Origin of the sequence: Halomonas qinghailakensis, assembly GCF_025820815.1 — a bacterium.
GTDB classification, from domain to species: domain Bacteria; phylum Pseudomonadota; class Gammaproteobacteria; order Pseudomonadales; family Halomonadaceae; genus Vreelandella; species Vreelandella qaidamensis.
The window spans coordinates 1,729,424-1,746,443 of the sequence record NZ_CP096973.1; the positions used below are offsets into that span (position 1 = coordinate 1,729,424).

The 17,020-nt window shown below is 52.9% G+C and carries 17 protein-coding genes; 12 read left to right on the forward strand and 5 right to left on the reverse strand.

The annotated features are described in order from the left end of the window. Positions 1 to 16 precede the first annotated feature (16 nt). Entirely contained in the window at positions 17 to 463 is a 447-nt protein-coding gene (gene aroQ / locus M0220_RS08165; protein WP_264019110.1) for a type II 3-dehydroquinate dehydratase, read from the forward strand. A gap of 110 nt (positions 464 to 573) precedes the next feature. Here the strand turns inward: aroQ and M0220_RS08170 are convergent, their stop codons facing one another. From M0220_RS08170 to hemC, 4 genes are read right to left on the reverse strand one after another with little or no spacing between them, the layout of a single operon-like run. Continuing rightward, the gene (locus M0220_RS08170) at positions 574 to 1,839 is read right to left on the reverse strand and encodes a heme biosynthesis HemY N-terminal domain-containing protein (RefSeq protein ID WP_030071483.1); all 1,266 of its coding nucleotides are present in this window, start codon (positions 1,837 to 1,839) and stop codon (positions 574 to 576) included. Next, positions 1,836 to 3,296 carry a uroporphyrinogen-III C-methyltransferase gene (locus tag M0220_RS08175; RefSeq protein WP_264019111.1) on the reverse strand — a complete coding sequence of 487 codons (1,461 nt, stop codon included), beginning with the start codon at positions 3,294 to 3,296 and terminating at the stop codon, positions 1,836 to 1,838. Before M0220_RS08175 ends, M0220_RS08170 begins: the two co-directional genes overlap by 4 nt. Before the next feature lie 16 nt (positions 3,297 to 3,312). Continuing rightward, complete coding sequence (locus M0220_RS08180; RefSeq protein WP_030071479.1) at positions 3,313 to 4,092, reverse strand: uroporphyrinogen-III synthase; 780 nt, start codon at positions 4,090 to 4,092, stop codon at positions 3,313 to 3,315. Then, positions 4,089 to 5,033 carry a hydroxymethylbilane synthase gene (gene hemC, locus M0220_RS08185; RefSeq protein WP_030071478.1) on the reverse strand — a complete coding sequence of 315 codons (945 nt, stop codon included), beginning with the start codon at positions 5,031 to 5,033 and terminating at the stop codon, positions 4,089 to 4,091. Before hemC ends, M0220_RS08180 begins: the two co-directional genes overlap by 4 nt. A gap of 135 nt (positions 5,034 to 5,168) precedes the next feature. Here hemC and M0220_RS08190 point away from each other — a divergent pair, with 135 nt between their 5' ends. From M0220_RS08190 to M0220_RS08225, 8 genes are all read left to right on the forward strand, one after another. Next, positions 5,169 to 7,619, forward strand: a complete 2,451-nt coding sequence (locus M0220_RS08190) for a sensor domain-containing protein (RefSeq protein WP_264019112.1) — start codon at positions 5,169 to 5,171, stop codon at positions 7,617 to 7,619. Positions 7,620 to 7,714: 95 nt separating this feature from the next. After that, positions 7,715 to 9,118, forward strand: a complete 1,404-nt coding sequence (gene argH / locus M0220_RS08195) for an argininosuccinate lyase (protein WP_030071476.1) — start codon at positions 7,715 to 7,717, stop codon at positions 9,116 to 9,118. Continuing rightward, entirely contained in the window at positions 9,115 to 9,246 is a 132-nt protein-coding gene (gene lptM / locus M0220_RS08200) for an LPS translocon maturation chaperone LptM (RefSeq protein WP_084180399.1), read from the forward strand. Before argH ends, lptM begins: the two co-directional genes overlap by 4 nt. Then, positions 9,246 to 10,517, forward strand: a complete 1,272-nt coding sequence (gene lysA / locus M0220_RS08205) for a diaminopimelate decarboxylase (RefSeq protein ID WP_030071475.1) — start codon at positions 9,246 to 9,248, stop codon at positions 10,515 to 10,517. The genes lptM and lysA overlap by 1 nt, the downstream gene beginning before the upstream one ends. Beyond that, the gene (gene dapF, locus M0220_RS08210) at positions 10,517 to 11,350 is read left to right on the forward strand and encodes a diaminopimelate epimerase (protein WP_030071474.1); all 834 of its coding nucleotides are present in this window, start codon (positions 10,517 to 10,519) and stop codon (positions 11,348 to 11,350) included. Before lysA ends, dapF begins: the two co-directional genes overlap by 1 nt. A 16-nt stretch (positions 11,351 to 11,366) precedes the next feature. Next, on the forward strand, positions 11,367 to 12,077 hold the full coding sequence (locus M0220_RS08215) for a DUF484 family protein (RefSeq protein WP_264019113.1): 711 nt from the start codon (positions 11,367 to 11,369) through the stop codon (positions 12,075 to 12,077). Beyond that, on the forward strand, positions 12,070 to 12,978 hold the full coding sequence (locus M0220_RS08220; protein WP_264019114.1) for a tyrosine recombinase XerC: 909 nt from the start codon (positions 12,070 to 12,072) through the stop codon (positions 12,976 to 12,978). Before M0220_RS08215 ends, M0220_RS08220 begins: the two co-directional genes overlap by 8 nt. Before the next feature lie 2 nt (positions 12,979 to 12,980). After that, a complete protein-coding gene (locus M0220_RS08225) occupies positions 12,981 to 13,718 on the forward strand; it encodes an HAD family hydrolase (RefSeq protein ID WP_030071467.1) in 738 nt (245 codons plus the stop codon). 129 nt (positions 13,719 to 13,847) lie between these two features. Here M0220_RS08225 and yihA read toward each other — a convergent pair whose 3' ends face one another. Continuing rightward, on the reverse strand, positions 13,848 to 14,483 hold the full coding sequence (gene yihA, locus M0220_RS08230; protein ID WP_030071466.1) for a ribosome biogenesis GTP-binding protein YihA/YsxC: 636 nt from the start codon (positions 14,481 to 14,483) through the stop codon (positions 13,848 to 13,850). Positions 14,484 to 14,793: 310 nt separating this feature from the next. On the opposite strand from yihA, the gene M0220_RS08235 reads away from it, so the two are divergent. The 3 genes from M0220_RS08235 (at position 14,794) to M0220_RS08245 (ending at position 16,994) form a co-directional block, all read left to right on the forward strand. After that, positions 14,794 to 15,423, forward strand: coding sequence for a c-type cytochrome (locus M0220_RS08235; protein ID WP_264019115.1), 630 nt, complete (start codon positions 14,794 to 14,796; stop codon positions 15,421 to 15,423). Positions 15,424 to 15,528: 105 nt separating this feature from the next. Further along, complete coding sequence (locus tag M0220_RS08240; RefSeq protein ID WP_030071461.1) at positions 15,529 to 16,161, forward strand: thiol:disulfide interchange protein DsbA/DsbL; 633 nt, start codon at positions 15,529 to 15,531, stop codon at positions 16,159 to 16,161. A 38-nt stretch (positions 16,162 to 16,199) separates the two neighbouring features. Continuing rightward, positions 16,200 to 16,994 (forward strand): endonuclease/exonuclease/phosphatase family protein, encoded by a 795-nt coding sequence (locus tag M0220_RS08245; RefSeq protein WP_232222354.1) that lies wholly within the window; start codon positions 16,200 to 16,202, stop codon positions 16,992 to 16,994. Positions 16,995 to 17,020: the final 26 nt, after the last annotated feature.

Here is a 17,020-nt window from a genome sequence, read left to right on the forward strand (position 1 = left end):
CGTTCAGGAGAACGTCATGCGTCAGGGAAAAGTCTTGGTGCTTCATGGACCGAATCTCAATTTGCTGGGGAGTCGCCAGCCAGAGATCTATGGCTACGACACCTTAGAAGACGTAAATAATCTTCTGCGTGAAAAAGCAGTGATGGCAGGTTGTGATATTACATGCCTGCAAAGCAACCACGAAGGCGAGCTGATCGATGCTATCCATGCCGCGCGTCTTGATAGTACCCAGGCGATTATTATTAATCCGGCGGCTTATACCCATACCTCTGTCGCAATTCTTGACGCGCTGAATGCGTTTGATGGCAAAGTAATTGAAGTCCATTTATCCAATGTACATAAACGTGAAGCGTTTCGGCATCACTCCTATGTCTCTTTACGGGCTGATGGTGTGATTGCAGGCTTAGGGGTTCAAGGGTATTGCGCAGCACTGGAGGCAGTACTGTTATCGTTGGCTAAATAGCCAGGAATGCTGGCGTACAATGCTATGCATATGAATGGACAGGTATCAACGCGTAAATATACAAAAGGGTGCTCAATGAGCACCCTTTTTGATTGTTGCTGTTTAGATTGTTACGCGCTTTTCTTAACGGACGTTTGGGGTTCGCTTTGCTTGCTGTCATTAGCATCGCTTGGCTGTGGGAGCGAAGGCAGTGACTTAGCGAGCATATCGACGCTGTGGCGGTAATAGAGCTGACTTTTGTTGTGCTCGCCAAGACTTGCATAGAGGCGTGCAAGTTCTGCACAAACTTCACCACTAGGACGTTGGCGCTGGCTAGCTTCAAAGTACTCCAGCGCTTTCTCCCATTTGCCAGTCCTCAGCGACAGCCGACCACAGGCCAGCAGGAGTTCGGGGTCGTTAGGACGCTCTTGCAACCACTTTTCCGCTTTTGCTAATTGGCGGGCGGCATCAACGTTGATTAAGCCATAACGTTTAACCAAGCGCGCATCCCAGTGGTTATCCAACGAATGGTTGAGCAAGCGCTCGGCAATCGGCTCTTCGTTGGCTTGTAAAAGCGCTTCGGTGTAAAGCACGATGAGTTCGGTATTGCCCCGTAGATAGTCCGGCATATCGGCCCAGAGGCCTCGCACGCGCTCAATATTAGTGGGGTTTTTAGCCTCAAAAACAATCAGCTCGCGGTACGCTTTAAACTCCAGTTGTTCACGCTCTTGCTGGGTGATCAGTTTTTGTGCAGCTAGACGCGGTATTAAACGGCGTAGGCCTTCCCAGTCGTTAACGCTTAGGTGGACTTGCTTAAGAAGCTTGAGCACTTGAGGGTGGTTGGGCAGTTTCTTATCCAGCCGGTTCAGAATGGCCAGTGCCTCTTCAGGCTGCTGACGGTCAATCATCAGTTGAGCCTGCATTAGGCCGATGGCCGTGTCGGCTCCGTCGGTGGTGAGCTGTGCTTGATTCAAATGCTCCTGGGATTTTTCATGATGGCCTTGGTAATGCGCTGCCAGTGCCGCAGAAAGATAATTCACAAGAGGTGTGCTGGAATCGTCAGCCGCGCGTACCAACGTTTTCTCAGCTTTTTTCCAGCGGCCTTCAGTTAAAGCAACCAAACCACGCACGGTGCGTTTCATCGCACGACGGTTGCGGGCTCGGCTGTTCCAAGTGCGAAAGCGTCCGACTGGGCGAATAATGCCGGAGAGCAAACGTAGCGCAAAATGCAAAACAATAAACGCGCCTAGCAGCAGCACCAAGCCAAACCAGAATGACGTTTGTAGCGAGGTGTCACCAACGCGTATTAGCCAATAACCAGGCACTGACATCATCAGGTGCCCAAACAGTGCGCCGACCGCGAGACCGGCAACAATTAAGAGAATTAATTTTCTCATGCATCACCTCCACCTTGGCGACGCGACTCAAAACGGTTCTCAATGAAGCTTGCTAGCGCCTGTTGAGAAGCGCTGATATCCGGTAGCTCAGGTTGTACCTGGGTTTGCTTCAATTCTTGCAGGCGAGCAATAACGCTTTGCGTCTCTTCGCGTTCGGTGTCGTAGTAGCCGTTGAGCAGTTCCAGCGCCTTATCAATACTTGCTTCGTACAGTTCTTGCTCTTCTTTGAGCAGCGCCAGCTGGGACTGTTCAAGGATCAAGCGTAGGCTTTGACGCAGGTAGGACTCTTGCTCTGGAGTAATCAATGTTTCTAATGCCTCGTCATGCTGACGGATCACTACAAGATCTTTTAACTCTTCACCAAAGCGGGCCAACTGACGTTGGAAGGTGCCCGTGGGTGGCTGCTCAATACCAGAGGTAACGGCACGCTCCTCAATTTCTTGCGATAGGCGTAGGCCAGCGATACGCTCTTGTTGAGCGTTCAGCGCAAGATAGATGCCAGTGCGGTCAACTTGCGGCACGGCGTCAAGAGCAGCCAGTTCATTAGCAATTTCACGGCGTACTGGTGTTAACGCTGGATTGTCGGCATCGACTAAGCGCGCATCAGCAGTGCGCAGCAATGCAGCAGCGCCTTCAACATCACCTTCCAGCTGCAAGCGCTGGTTAGCTAGACGCAGCAGATAAGCGGCTTCGGCGTGTAACCAGTCGCGCTCGTCGGTCTCCTGCTCTTGAGAAAGCTGCGCCAGCACGTTGTCTAGTGTGCTGTTGACCTCACCACGATAACTATCCAGCTCGCTACGTAGTTCGCTCATCGTGTTTTCTAGCGCCTGGTTGCGTTCAGCTTCACTGCTTTCAATACGCGATGTTAGATCGTTCACTTCCTGCTGTGAGGCATTGTTTTGCGTTTGCTGGGCGAGCTCGTCAATACGCTGCTGCTGGTTATCCAAGCGCTGCCATCCTTGCCAAGCGACAAAACCAATGGCCAGAGCCAGGATAATCACCAGCACAATGGCGATACCACTGCCTTTGTTACCACCACCACTGTTGTTGCTAGCGTTGTTGGCAGTAGGTGGGACGTGCGCAGCATTTCCAGACGCATGACTGCCACTGTTTGTTGGCTTAGCGCCTGCCGTTTTGGCGCCTGCTGACGGTTTATCGTCTGCTGCTGGCTTTGTGTCGGCCGCTTGTTTGGTATCAGCACTTGATTGGGTCGAAGCTTCACCATGGCTGACATTCGTTGACACGGTGCTGGCGTGGGGAGTGCTGTTGCCTCCCTTGTTACGGCGACGCGAGCGGCTGTTTTTAGCAGCGTAAGAAGATGCTGCCGCATTGCCTGGCGTTGACGTCTCATTGCTTGGCGAAGCTGACGCGGAAGTGTCGCTCGGTTTAGCGTCGCTTTGAGATGCCTCGGCAGACGTGTTCTGTACGCCTTCCTGATCGTTTGGTTGTTTGCTCATCTGTCGCTAGCCCTTATTAAGTTCCTTGATCGACATCGGCACCCTTTGGGTTGCAGAACCGACTTAACGCCGCTGCCAATGCAGCGGGCGTTGCTCCCGACGCCACCTTGAGGTCACGAAAACCCAGTTTACCGGCCAGTTTAGCTAAACGGTGACTGGAAACGATTAGCGGTTGGTTCAACGCTGCGTGTTCACACCATTTTGCCAGATGTTCAAGCAGTTCGCTGCTCGTCACGATTAACGCTCGATAATCGCCGGTTAATAGACGTTGTTGCATGGCTGGTAGGGGCGCTTGATATACGCGCCGGTACACAGCAACACGGGTAACGTTGGCCCCCCGCGCACTCAGCGTCTCGGCTAATAATGTGCGGCCACCTTCTCCAGCTACCAGAAGTACACGCTGATGCGTGAGTGTTTGGAGTGAGGCAAGAGACAGCAGTGCCTCACTCGTGTCTTCTCCATGGCTAGGCGAAGGCATATGAACACGTACGCCTAGCTGTTCAAATAATACATTTGCCGTAGCTCGGCCTACGCTGTAGTAGTCGATGCCCACAGGAAGCTGTGGCCAATAGCGATCAAACGCTTCGCTTAAACAGTAAGCGGCGAAAGGACTGACCACCACTATTTTGTGGTACTGATCAATGTTTAACCATGTGCTTCGCAGGGCGGGATCTTCAGGCAGTGTTTCCAAACGCATGACATCAAGGTGCTCCACAAGAGCACCTTGAGCATGCAGCGTGGCTGCTAACGCCTCTCCGCGGTCACCAGGGCGACAGATCAGTACCGGTAGACTCATACGTTGCGGCCATACACCTCGGCTAAAATATCGCCGGCCCCTTGATCCAGCAGCTCTTCGGCGATACGGATGCCCAAGGCTTCAGGTTCATGGATAGAGCCACTGCCCTCAGCGCGTAGTACCTCGGTGCCTTCAGGGTTGCCGACTAGGCCACGTAGCCAAATAGTGTCGTTTGTCTTATCAAGTATGGCATGTCCTGCGATAGGTACTTGGCAGCCGCCTTCCAGGCGGGTGTTCATTGCACGTTCGGCACGCACACGAGTCGCTGTATCGGGGTCATCCAGTGGGGCTAATAAGCCAATTAACTCTGGGTCATGCAGACGGCACTCGATGCCTAGCGCCCCTTGACCACAGGCGGGAAGGCAGATTTCAGGTGGAAGTGCCTGAGCAATGCGCGCATCAAGTCCCAGGCGCTTTAAGCCAGAGGTGGCGAGAATAATGGCATCGAAGTCACCCGCATCTAATTTTGCCAAACGGGTCTGTACGTTACCGCGTAGGTTGAGGATTTGCAGATCAGGACGTGCTTCTCGCATCTGCAAACCACGGCGCAAACTAGCAGTACCGATTCGAGCACCCTCAGGTAGCTCGTCAATGCTGTTATAATGATTGGATACAAATGCATCGGTTGGGTCGGCACCTTCCAAAATAACGGAAAGTCCTAGCCCTTCAGGAAAATGCATAGGCACATCTTTCATTGAATGTACGGCAATATCGGCGCGTCCATCGAGCATGGCATCTTCCAGCTCTTTGACAAAAAGACCTTTACCGCCAATTTTTGAAAGCGGTGTATCGAGAATCTTATCGCCTTTTGTGGAAAGTGCGATGAGCTCGACTTCCAAGCCGCTGTGTGCCGCCATTAAACGGTCGCGGACGTGTTCGGCCTGCCACATGGCTAACTGACTTTTACGCGTAGCGATGCGCAATTTAGTAATGGATGACACGTTATTCTCCCTTTGCCGCTGACACTGCGCGACGAACTATGATAAGTCTCATCATAAAGCACCCAGCCACACAGTAAAAATAACCGGTCAAATTTATGACGGCACTGTTTGGCCATTCACCCGTTAGGTGGCGCCATGCCCTTTGTTAATCCTCAAGGCAAGCTAGACCAATTCTTCCTGTTGTCACAAGACTTATTCATCTGTATTGATTTCGCAGGTATCTTACTCAACATCAACCCGATGTTTGAAAACTTGCTGGGTTATTCCACTAGCGAATGGGTTGGTAAGCCATGTGGCAAGCTAGTAGACCATCGAGATATCCCGGTTATTGAAGAGGCGTTGTCGCGTCTCCAGTCCCACAAGAAAGTAGCTCCGTTTGACGTTCGAGCACTGACGGCAGAAGGAAAAGTGGTGTGGTTAGAAGTGACCGCCGCAGCGGGTGATCGTGTTATCTACGTGATCGCCCGCGATATTTCCCGCCGAAAAGCCGTTGAGAAACAGCTCATTCGTAATCAACGGCTGTTTCAAATTGCTGGCGAAACGGCGCTGATAGGGGGTTGGTACGTAGATATGGCCGAAGGGTTGCCCATTTGGTCGAATGAAGTGTGCCGTCTACATGGCGTCCCCGATGGTTTTAAGCCGACCATTGAAGAAGCGATGACCTTTTACGCGCCTAGCTCTCGGCCACGTATCCGTGAAGTGTTTAGTGCCTGTTGCGAGAGCGGAACCAGCTTTGATGAGGAGCTAGAAATCGTTACTCGGCAAGCGGTGAGGCTGTGGGTGAGAGTGATTGGCAAAGCCGTACGTGATGAGTTGGGGCAGATTATTCAGGTTCAGGGATCAACCCAAAACATTACTGAGCGCAAGGCGACTGAACGACAGCTCACACTGCTGGAGCGTAGCGTTGAAGCAAGCACAAACGGCGTAATTATCGTTGATGCCCAGCGTCAAGATTTACCGATGGTTTATGTGAACGCAGCCTTCGAGCGGATTACGGGCTACTCCCGCACTAAGGCGTTAGGGCAAAATTGCCGGTTTCTTCAGGGTGAAGAAACGGATCCAGCTACCTTGGCTAAGCTGCGCAAAGGTATTTATGCCCAGCAAGACGTACATGTCGTTATACGTAACTACCGATGTAATGGAGTGCCGTTTTGGAATGACCTATATGTGTCTCCTGTACGAGATGCCGCTGGCCTTGTGACGCACTTTGTAGGCGTACAAAATGACATTACCGCGCAGCGTGAATATCAAGCTCAGCTTCGCCATAACGCCAATCATGATGCATTAACCGGCCTACCTAACCGATTAATGCTTGATCAGCGGCTGTCACAAGGTTGCCTGTTAGCCAAGCGTTATCGCCGATACATTGCCGTGCTATTTGTCGACCTGGATGATTTCAAGCCGATCAACGATACGCTAGGGCACGATGTAGGCGATCACATTTTAATTGAGGTCGCCAAGCGCCTGGAAGAAGAGCTGCGTCCCTGGGATACCGTGGCGCGTTTTGGTGGTGATGAATTTATCGTTTTGCTACCTGATTTGGCTCACGAACAAGATGTGTTGCAGGTAGTGGAACGACTGCTTGCGCGTCTTTCTGCTCCCTACTGGTATCGTGACAGCGAGTTGCGTATTACGGCGAGTATGGGCATTGCCACTGATGATGGAACGATTAGCGAGCCGCGCCAGCTAATACAGCAGGCTGATTTAGCGATGTATAAAGCCAAACGGCAAGGGCGCAATACTTATCAGTGGTACACCGATGAGTTAAATCGAAAAGTGACTAATCGGGTTAATTTACGACACGCGTTACAACAGGCCATCGAACAGTCGCAGTTTGAGCTGCATTATCAGCCGCAAATACAGGGTGCTACTGGGCGGGTGACGGGGGTAGAGGCACTGATTCGCTGGTATCATCCCGAGCGTGGTTATATTTCCCCCGCCCAGTTTATTAGTCTGGCAGAAGACACTGGGCAGATCATGCCGATTAGTGAGTGGGTGCTGGAGAGGGCATGCCGTGATGCGGTCGAGCTGAATGCGCGCACAACGATGCCCGTTACAATGGCGGTTAATATTTCGCCGATGCAGTTTCAGCGTGCTGGCTTTTTGCTATCTATTCAGCGTGTGCTTGAGCAGACAGGCCTAGCGCCTGATTTATTAGAGTTAGAGCTTACCGAAGGCGTGCTAATGGACAGTACTGAGCACGCCATACAAACATTGCAGGATCTGCGCGCATTAGGTGTGCATATTGCACTGGATGATTTCGGAACCGGTTTTTCAAGCCTTAGCTACCTAAAACGTTTACCGATCAACAAGCTTAAAATCGATCGTTCCTTTATTCGTGATGTCGTTAACGACACTCGGGACGCTGCCATTGTTGATGGTGTGGTGACCATGGCTGTTAAGCTGGGCCTAGAAGTTTTAATTGAAGGTGTGGAGACAGCTGCACAATATGCGTATCTCAATGCCCGTTATTGTGCGCATTTTCAAGGCTTCTACTTTGCCCGCCCGATGCCCATGTTAGCGATCAGTAGCTACTTAAATGAATCTCACCACCCCCGCAATGATGCTGAGCCGCACCCCATGTGAAAAACGACTAAAAAACGGCATGCCGCTGAGTGCGGCGACTCTGGTACACTTTCTTATAACGACTCCTTTAGTTTTGTCAGCAGGATATGCCTCCGATGAGCCAAGCTACGAACCAGTCTTGGGGCGGTCGCTTTAGCGAGCCCACCGATGCCTTTGTTGCACGCTTCACTGCGTCTGTGACTTTCGATCAGCGCCTAGCGCGTCAGGATATTCAGGGCTCGATTGCCCACGCCACTATGCTAGCGCGAGTCGGTGTACTAACCGATGATGAGCGCGACACCATTATCAATGGGCTCACCGAGATTCAGGGCGAAATTGAGCGTGGCGAGTTTAACTGGTCAATCCCGCTTGAAGACGTGCACATGAATATTGAAGCACGGTTGACGGATAAAATTGGTATTACCGGTAAAAAGCTACACACAGGCCGTTCACGTAACGACCAGGTGGCGACGGATATTCGCCTGTTTATGCGCGATGAGATCGATGTGATCGAAGCGGAGTTGGTTCGCCTGCGCGAAGGCATGATTGAGCTTGCCGATCGTGAAGCCGATACCATCATGCCCGGTTTCACCCACTTACAAACGGCGCAGCCGGTGACCTTTGGCCACCACCTATTGGCATGGCAAGAGATGTTAACCCGTGACCACGAGCGCCTGTTGGACTGCCGCAAGCGCGTCAATGTTATGCCCTTGGGCGCAGCGGCGCTGGCCGGCACCACGTATCCCATTGACCGCCATGTCACCGCCGAATTGCTAGGCTTTGATCGCCCCGCAGAAAACTCGCTGGACGCCGTGTCCGACCGAGACTTTGCGATCGAATTCACCAGCTTCGCCAGCATTTTGTTAATGCACCTGTCGCGGATGAGTGAAGAGCTGGTGCTGTGGACCAGCGCCCAGTTTGACTTTATCGACCTGCCTGACCGCTTCTGTACTGGCTCTTCTATTATGCCGCAGAAGAAAAACCCGGATGTGCCCGAACTGGTGCGTGGCAAAACCGGTCGAGTCTATGGCCACCTAATGGCGCTGCTTACGCTAATGAAGTCTCAGCCCCTGGCCTACAACAAAGACAATCAGGAAGATAAAGAGCCGCTGTTTGACGCCGTTGATACCGTGCGCGACTGCTTAAAAGCCTTTGCCGACATGGTGCCTGCTATTGAACCGAAAAAAGACAGCATGTATGAAGCAGCGCGTCGCGGATTCTCTACCGCCACGGACCTTGCTGATTACTTGGTTCGCAAAGGCGTCGCCTTCCGCGATGCCCATGAAATTGTCGGTCAATCGGTGGCTTACGGCTTGAAGACTAAGAAAGATCTGTCTGAAATGACCCTTGAAGAGTTGCAGCAGTTCTCTGCCACGATTGGGCAGGATGTGTTTGAGGTGCTCACATTAGAGGGTTCTGTTGCCGCCCGTAACCATATCGGTGGCACCGCGCCTGACCAGGTTCGCGCCGCTGCCAGCCGTGCTAGCGAGGCGTTAGCTGCGCTGAAAGGTGATGCATGAAGCGTGTGACTACCATCTTTAGTACGGTGCTGCTGGTCACGCTGTTATTAGTGGGCTGCGGCCAGAAAGGGCCGCTTTATATGCCTGACGAAGACACTCAGGGTTCGGCTGCCGAGCAGGAGGGGTAATGGATCACTTTAACTATCGTGATGGCGTGCTTTATGCCGAAGATGTCCCGCTTACTCAGGTCGCTGCTGATCTTGGTACGCCCTGTTATGTCTACTCAAAAGCAACGTTAGAGCGCCATTTTCGAGCCTATACCGAAGCCCTGGGTGGCCATCCTCATCTGATTTGTTATGCAGTGAAAGCCAATTCCAACTTGGCGGTGCTGGGTTTGCTCGCACGGTTAGGGGCTGGGTTTGATATTGTTTCGATCGGCGAGCTTGAGCGCGTACTGAAAGCGGGCGGCAACCCATCAAAAGTGGTGTTTTCAGGCGTGGCCAAGCAGCCGCATGAAATGGCCCGCGCGCTTGAGGTTGGCATTAAATGCTTTAACGTTGAATCCCGTCCCGAGCTTGAGCGGCTAAATGCTGTCGCAGCAGAGCTTGGCAAGGTGGCGCCGGTATCACTGCGGGTAAACCCGGATGTGGACGCTGGCACCCACCCGTACATTTCTACTGGGCTGAAAGATAACAAGTTTGGTATTCCAGTGGATGAGGCGCTAGATGTTTACAGCCTCGCCGCCAGTTTGCCTAATTTGCGCGTCACCGGGCTAGACTGCCATATCGGTTCTCAACTTACCGAAACTGCACCATTTCTAGATGCGCTAGAGCGGCTCTTGATGTTAATGGAGCGGCTGCGTGAGCGTGGTATTGAAATTGATCACTTGGATCTGGGTGGTGGGCTAGGTGTTCCCTATCGTGATGAAAAGCCACCCCAACCGTTTGATTATGCAAGCCAGCTGCTGGCGCGCCTGTCTCGCTGGGAGGGTGGTGAAGCGCTTACGTTGCTTTTTGAGCCAGGTCGCTCTATTGCGGCTAACGCGGGCTTAATGTTGACCCGTGTAGAGTTTTTAAAGCCCGGTGAAACCAAAAATTTCGCGATTGTTGATGCCGCTATGAATGACCTGATCCGTCCCGCGTTGTATCAGGCATGGCAAGCTATTGTGCCGGTGGATACCCGCCAGCAGCGTGAACGTGCGGTCTATGATGTTGTTGGTCCTGTCTGTGAAACTGGTGATTTTCTCGGTAAAGAGCGCGATCTAGCAATTGCTGAGGGCGATTTACTGGCCGTTCGATCAGCAGGCGCTTACGGCTTTGTGATGGCGTCGAATTACAATAGCCGTCCGCGCCCTCCTGAAGTGATGGTCGATGGCAGCAGCTACCATGTGGTGCGCGCACGGGAAAGCCTGGAAAGCCTGTGGGCCGGCGAAACACTTCTGCCGGAAGGGGGGCGCTGATGCTGTTGCACTTCACCAAAATGCATGGTCTGGGTAATGATTTTATGGTGGTGGACCTAGTTACTCAGCGGGCTCGCCTGCGTGATGAACAGATTCGCCAGCTGGCAGATCGGCGCTTTGGTATTGGTTTTGACCAATTACTGGTGGTTGAGCCACCCCGAGATCCGGAAATGGATTTTCGCTACCGCATTTTTAATGCCGATGGCAGTGAAGTTGAAAATTGCGGCAATGGGGCACGCTGTTTTGCTCGTTTTGTCCGTGATCAGCGCCTGACCCATAAGCATGAAATTCATGTGGAAACTGCCGGTGGGCCCTTGGTACTTAATGTTCAGCACGACGGTATGGTGCGTGTTGACATGGGCCGGCCGCGCTTTAACCCCGCCACACTGCCGTTTGAGGCACCGGGTGATCAGCCGCTACACGCTGTCGATGTCGATGGTGACACGCTGGAACTAGGGGTTGTCTCAATGGGCAATCCCCATGCCGTGTTACAGGTGGAAAGTGTTGATAGTGCGCCCGTTGAGCATCTTGGGCCGCTGCTTGAGTCCCACCCTCGCTTTCCTAAGCGGGTTAACGTGGGCTTTATGCAGGTGGTGTCACCCAGCGAAATTCGTTTGCGAGTATATGAGCGCGGCAGTGGTGAGACGCTTGCCTGCGGTACCGGTGCCTGTGCTGCGGTGGCTAGCGGTATTCGGCAGGGGCTGTTGAAAAGTCCGGTGAATGTTCATTTGCCAGGAGGGCAGCTCAGTATTGAGTGGCCAGACCCTGAATCATCGCTGGTAATGGTGGGCCCTGCCACACGTGTTTTTGACGGGCGTGTCACGCTCAACTAATTCGAGGAGTACGGCGATGTCTCAAGCTCTTGAGCCGCGCAAAACGCTCGACCCTGATCAAGTGGCGTTTTGGCTGGCTCGCCATCCCGATTTTTTTGTTGGCCGTGAAGGCTTGCTGCAGCAGCTCAAGGTGCCGCATCCCCACATCGATGGGGCGGTATCGCTGCTAGAGCGTCTGGTGATTGACTTACGTCAACGTGCTGAAACAGCAGAGGGGCGGCTTGAGCATCTTCTGGAAACCGCGCGGCATAATGAAGCCCAGTACCGTCGTCTGCGTGAGACGCTGCTCAGCTTGGTTGAAGCTGAAGATCGCGATACGTTGGCCCAAGCGCTGGCCATCCAATTAAGCGAGCACTTTCAAACCCCCGCTATGTCGCTATGGTGCCCATCTTCATTAAGTGACGATGAACCCACACCGCCCCAACCACCGCGGCATGTGTTAGATCAGCATGCCAGCGCACGTCTCGCCGCGCTGCTTGATGGGCGCACCAGTCGTTGTGTCAAGCTCAGCGTTAGCGATTGGAAATGCCTGTTGCCGCATACTAAAACACCCCGGCGGGCGGGCTCCTGCGCCATTTCGCGGCTTTCCGCAGGCGAGCAGCTGGGCTATTTACTTCTCGCAAGCCCCGACCCGGACTGTTACCGCGCCAGTATGGATACGTTATTTACCGAGTACTTGAGCGATATCGTGGCACGGCTACTGCTTCGCCTAGATCATCATGGGTAGCCCAGGCTCCTTAACGACGCAGGTCGACGTGTATTTACGTAAACTTGCTGCCCATGCAAGCCCTGCCACGGTGGCGGCGTATCGTCAGGATTTAAACGCTCTGCTGCGTTTTTCTGAGCAACGCGGTGTAACCGATGCAGAGACGTTAGACACTGCATTTCTGCGCGCCTTTTTAGGGGCCGAGCGAAGCCGCGGTCTTGCGCCGAGAAGTTTGGCCCGCCGCCGCGCTGCGCTATCACGTTTTGCTGACTATCTTGTGCAGCAGCACGTACTTGCCGACAACCCTGTGGGATTACTGCGTACGCCAAAGCAGCCAAGCCATTTACCAAGGCCGCTTGATGTTGATGCGCTATCACGTTTTTTAGATACGCCACACGATGGCACGCCGCTGGCAATACGTGACCAAGCAATGCTTGAGTTGTTTTACTCTAGCGGCCTACGGTTAGCGGAACTTGCTGCGCTGGATGTGAGTCACTTAAATGCCCATCATGTGAGAGTGGTGGGTAAGGGCAGTAAGCCTCGGCAAGTGCCCGTTGGTAAGCGAGCAGATCAAGCGATTACGGCGTGGTTGCTGTGTCGCTCTGAAATGGCGGCAACGGGTGAAATGGCGCTATTTGTCGGCCAGCGTGGGCAGCGCTTAGGGCATCGTGGTATTCAAAAACGGTTGGCGCAACTTTCTATTGTGCGGGGTTTGCCCGAACACCTTCATCCCCATCGATTGCGGCACTCGTTCGCAAGTCATTTATTGGAGTCCAGCCAAGACCTGCGGGCGGTTCAGGAGTTGCTGGGGCATGCTAATTTATCGACGACTCAAGTCTACACCCGCCTCGATTGGCAGCATTTAGCCGAAAGTTATGATGCAGCTCACCCCCGCGCTAAACGCCGCCCTACACGGAGTTAACCATGGCTTCGCTACAAGCGATTACGTTTGATCTTGATGATACGCTGTGGGACAACCAAGGCGTGATGTTAAAAACGGAAGAGGGCCACTATCGTTGGCTAATTGAAGCGCTGGCGGTGTGGCGCAAAACTCGCCATGAAGCGCCATTAGCGCTGAGTTACCAGCAGGGGCTGGCCGATTACCTAGAGCGCCGCCAAGAGTGGGCCAAGCGAGTGCCAGAACGGCGCGGTGATTTTACCTGGCTGCGATTGCGGGCGTTAGAAGCACAGTTGGAAGCCCAAGGCTTAACACGCAGTAGTGCATTGCTGTGGGCTGCCGCTGCTATGAATGAGTTTCATCGCCTGCGGGTTCAAGTAACGCCGCACGCTGAAGCCGCTGGGCTGTTATCCGCGTTGAGCGAGCGATACCAACTAGCGGCTATTACCAATGGCAATATTCATCTTAAACGTCAGCCGTTAGCAGCGTACTTCCCAGTCGCTATTGCAGCCGGGGAGTTATTGGCACCAAAACCAGATCCTAAGCCGTTTCTCACTGCCCTGGAGCGTCTTAACGTAGCGCCCCATCGCGCGATGCATGTAGGTGACTCCTGGCAAGAAGACGTAGTGCCTGCCCAGCAGCTGGGCATGCATGCCGCATGGATTGCCGCGCAAGGCGATCAAGCCCTGCCCGCACGTATTCACCGCATTGCCCACGTGAAAGAGCTGCCCGAACTAATCGAGTGGTTAGAACGACGCCCCTAATATAGCGGTTGCGGCGGATTTTAAGCAGCCAGGCTTGGTTGGTAAAATAAGGTATCGTTAGCAAGGTTCAGCTTGTTTGGGAAAACCTGGCTTGTTTGGGAAAACCTAGCTTGTTCGGCAAACCTTGGTTTACTCAGGGGTATGCAGCCACTGGTCAAGTTTTTGTGAAAGTGTATCCACACCATCGCGTTTGAGCGACGAGAAAAGCTGAACTGAGACTAGGTCTTCCCACTCTTTAAGGCGAGAGCGGACTTTTTGCAGCGTGGCACTAGCAGGACCTTTTTTTAATTTATCGGACTTGGTGAGCAGAATATGCACGGGCATTTCGCGCTTGTCGGCATAGTTGAGCATCATTTGATCAAATTCGGTTAGCGGATGGCGCACGTCCATTAGCAGTACAAGACCGCGTAGGCTGAAGCGACCGCGTAGATAATCAGACAGGTGCTGCTGCCACTCAAGCTTCACGGCTTCCGGTACTTTGGCGTAGCCGTAGCCGGGTAAGTCGACTAAGCGGCGTGACTCGTCGTTCATGATGCTGAAAAAGTTGATTAGCTGAGTACGGCCCGGTGTACGTGAGGTACGGGCTAAGGCATTTTGTTGGGTAAGTGCATTAATCGCACTTGATTTACCCGCATTGGAGCGCCCGGCAAACGCTACTTCTGCGCCAGTATCATCTGGGCACAGGGCAAGTGTTGGTGCACTGATCATAAAGCGGGCAGTGGGGTAGTTCAGCCGGGCGATTGGGTTATCATTAGCAGTAGACATGGTGTTAATCCTGAAAAACAGACGTATAAGACGGCCCGTTTCACCACGTTAACGTGAGTAAATGACGGTACCGCGACGAATTACCCCAAAAGCAGACCTGGACTTGCATTCCCGCCGCTAGGGTGATTCGTTATAATGCAAGCGGTTTATAACTGCGACCTGGGGCGCTAGTGTACCATCGCGCTCTAGCCAGCAGCGACCAACACGACATGTTGTTCGTTTTGGCGGAGCTGACCCTGGTAAAGTGCTGAACCTGGGCAGCGCCCAGGGTGCGTACCAGTCAATAATCAAACGGCATAGTGGAATAGCAATGAGAAAGTTACTGGCAAGCCTGGCAATTACCATGGGTGCCGTTGGCACCGTACATGCTCAAACCGACCACCAAGCGGACGCGGATGCGGCGGCTGGTCGTGAACTCGCTCAAACCTGCGCGGCCTGTCATGGTCAACAAGGGATCAGCGCAGTGGGTAGTTTTCCCAACCTAGCAGGGCAGCAAATGTCTTATCTTGCTAAGCAAATTATGGACATTCGTGACGGTAACCGCGTTGTCGCTCAAATGGCAGGGCTGGTTGACAACTACTCTGATCAAGACGCTTGGGATGTCGCGGCGCATTTCGCAAGACAAGATGCAAACCTTGGCCAGACCAATGACGAAGATGCTGAGCTTTTAGCCCGAGGTGAAGAGTTGTACCGGGCAGGTGATATGACCAAAGGTATTCCTGCGTGCAGCGCTTGTCATACCCCCACGGGGGCTGGCATCGGTAGTGCGGTATATCCGGCACTTTCAGGCCAGCACGCAGAGTACACGGTGTCTACGTTGCAAGACTTTGCTTCCGGTGAGCGTGCCAACAGCCCGAATAACATCATGGGCGATATCGCTTCCAAAATGAGCGATAACGACATGGAGGCTGTAGCGAATTATCTATTAGGCTTGAACTAGTCGCTGCTAATCAAGGTGCCCTATCTCACTGGTAATTAAAGAGATGGGGAACCTCTGTATATGCTTAGCGGTCATAGTCTCGCTTATTCTTGGAGAATTTTTGCTATGTTGAAAACGTTAATGGTCGCGGTAGCTGGTTTAGGCCTTTCTGCCTCAGTGAGTGCCCAGGAGCTGGTGGAAGGACAGCACTACACGCTGCTTGAGTCGCCGGTGGCAACCCAGGTAGATGAGGGGCAGATTGAAGTGACCGAAGCGTTTTGGTTTGGCTGCCCGCATTGTTATCGGCTGCAAGAACCAGTAAGCGAGTGGTACGCAACCCTTGAAGATGACGTTAGCGTTGTTCATATGCCTGCAACGATGGGTGGTGATTGGAATACCCACGCGACAGCGTTTTATGCGGCGGAATCACTGGGCATTGAAGAGCAACTGCACGCTGATTTCTTTGAAGCGATTCATGAAGATGGTCGCTCGCTGACTGACCCAGATGAAATCGCTGAATTTTTCTCTAATTACGGTGTAAGTGAAAAAGAAGCCAAGCAAGCATTGACGGCATTCGACGTTCGCAGTGAGGTCAATAAAGCAAATGGCCGCATGCGTGAAATGCGCCTGATGGGCGTGCCTGCCTTAGTTATTGATGGCCGCTACCTTGTGTCTCCCAGCACCGCCGGTAGCTTGGAGAATATGCCGCAAATTGCGGATGCGCTCGTTGAGCGTGTGCGTAATGAGCGCACACAATAACCGTGTTAGAGCAGGGGCACGCAGGGGGGCAAATAGGCTTGCCTGCGTCATCTCTGGCTGAACGTGGTCACCTTCGTCTGCTGACGTTTAATTTACAGGTGGGTATTCAAACGTCAGCGTATCACCATTATCTTACCCGTAGCTGGCAGCATGTACTGCCCCACCCACAACGTCTTAAGCGCTTAGCGCAAATGGGAAATGTGTTAGCGCCATTTGATGTGGTTGGATTACAAGAGGTCGATGGTGGCAGCTTCCGTTCTGGCCGTGTTAACCAAGTTGAATACCTTGCTTCCCAGGCGCGATTTCCCCACTACTTTCAACAATTAAATCGTAATTTGGGGCAGTTTGCCCAGCATAGTAATGGGCTATTGTCGCGCATTGTGCCTAGCCATATCGAAGAGCATCGCTTGCCTGGGATGTTGCCAGGTCGTGGTGCTATTCATGCGCGCTATGGAGAAGGGCCAGATGCACTGCATATCTTTGTAGCTCATTTGGCGCTGAGTCACCGCGGACGGGTTCGTCAGCTTAATTATCTGAGTAACATTATCGAGCCGTTGCGTCATGTGGTGGTGATGGGGGATCTTAATTGTACGCCTGAGCAGCTTCATGCCCATGAACGTTTTAGTACGTCGTTGCCGCTTCACCCGGTTAAGCCACTGCTTAGCTACCCCTCCTGGCAACCTCGTCGTGCTCTAGATCATATTCTGCTGTCTCAAACCCTCGAAGCCGCCGATGTGCGCGTATTGGATCATTTGTTTTCAGACCATCTGCCGATTGCTGTGGATTTACCGCTACCTGCAGCTTGCCTGGCGGCAATTCGTCAAAGCGTTTAACGTTAGTTTACTTGGTGGTGTACAGG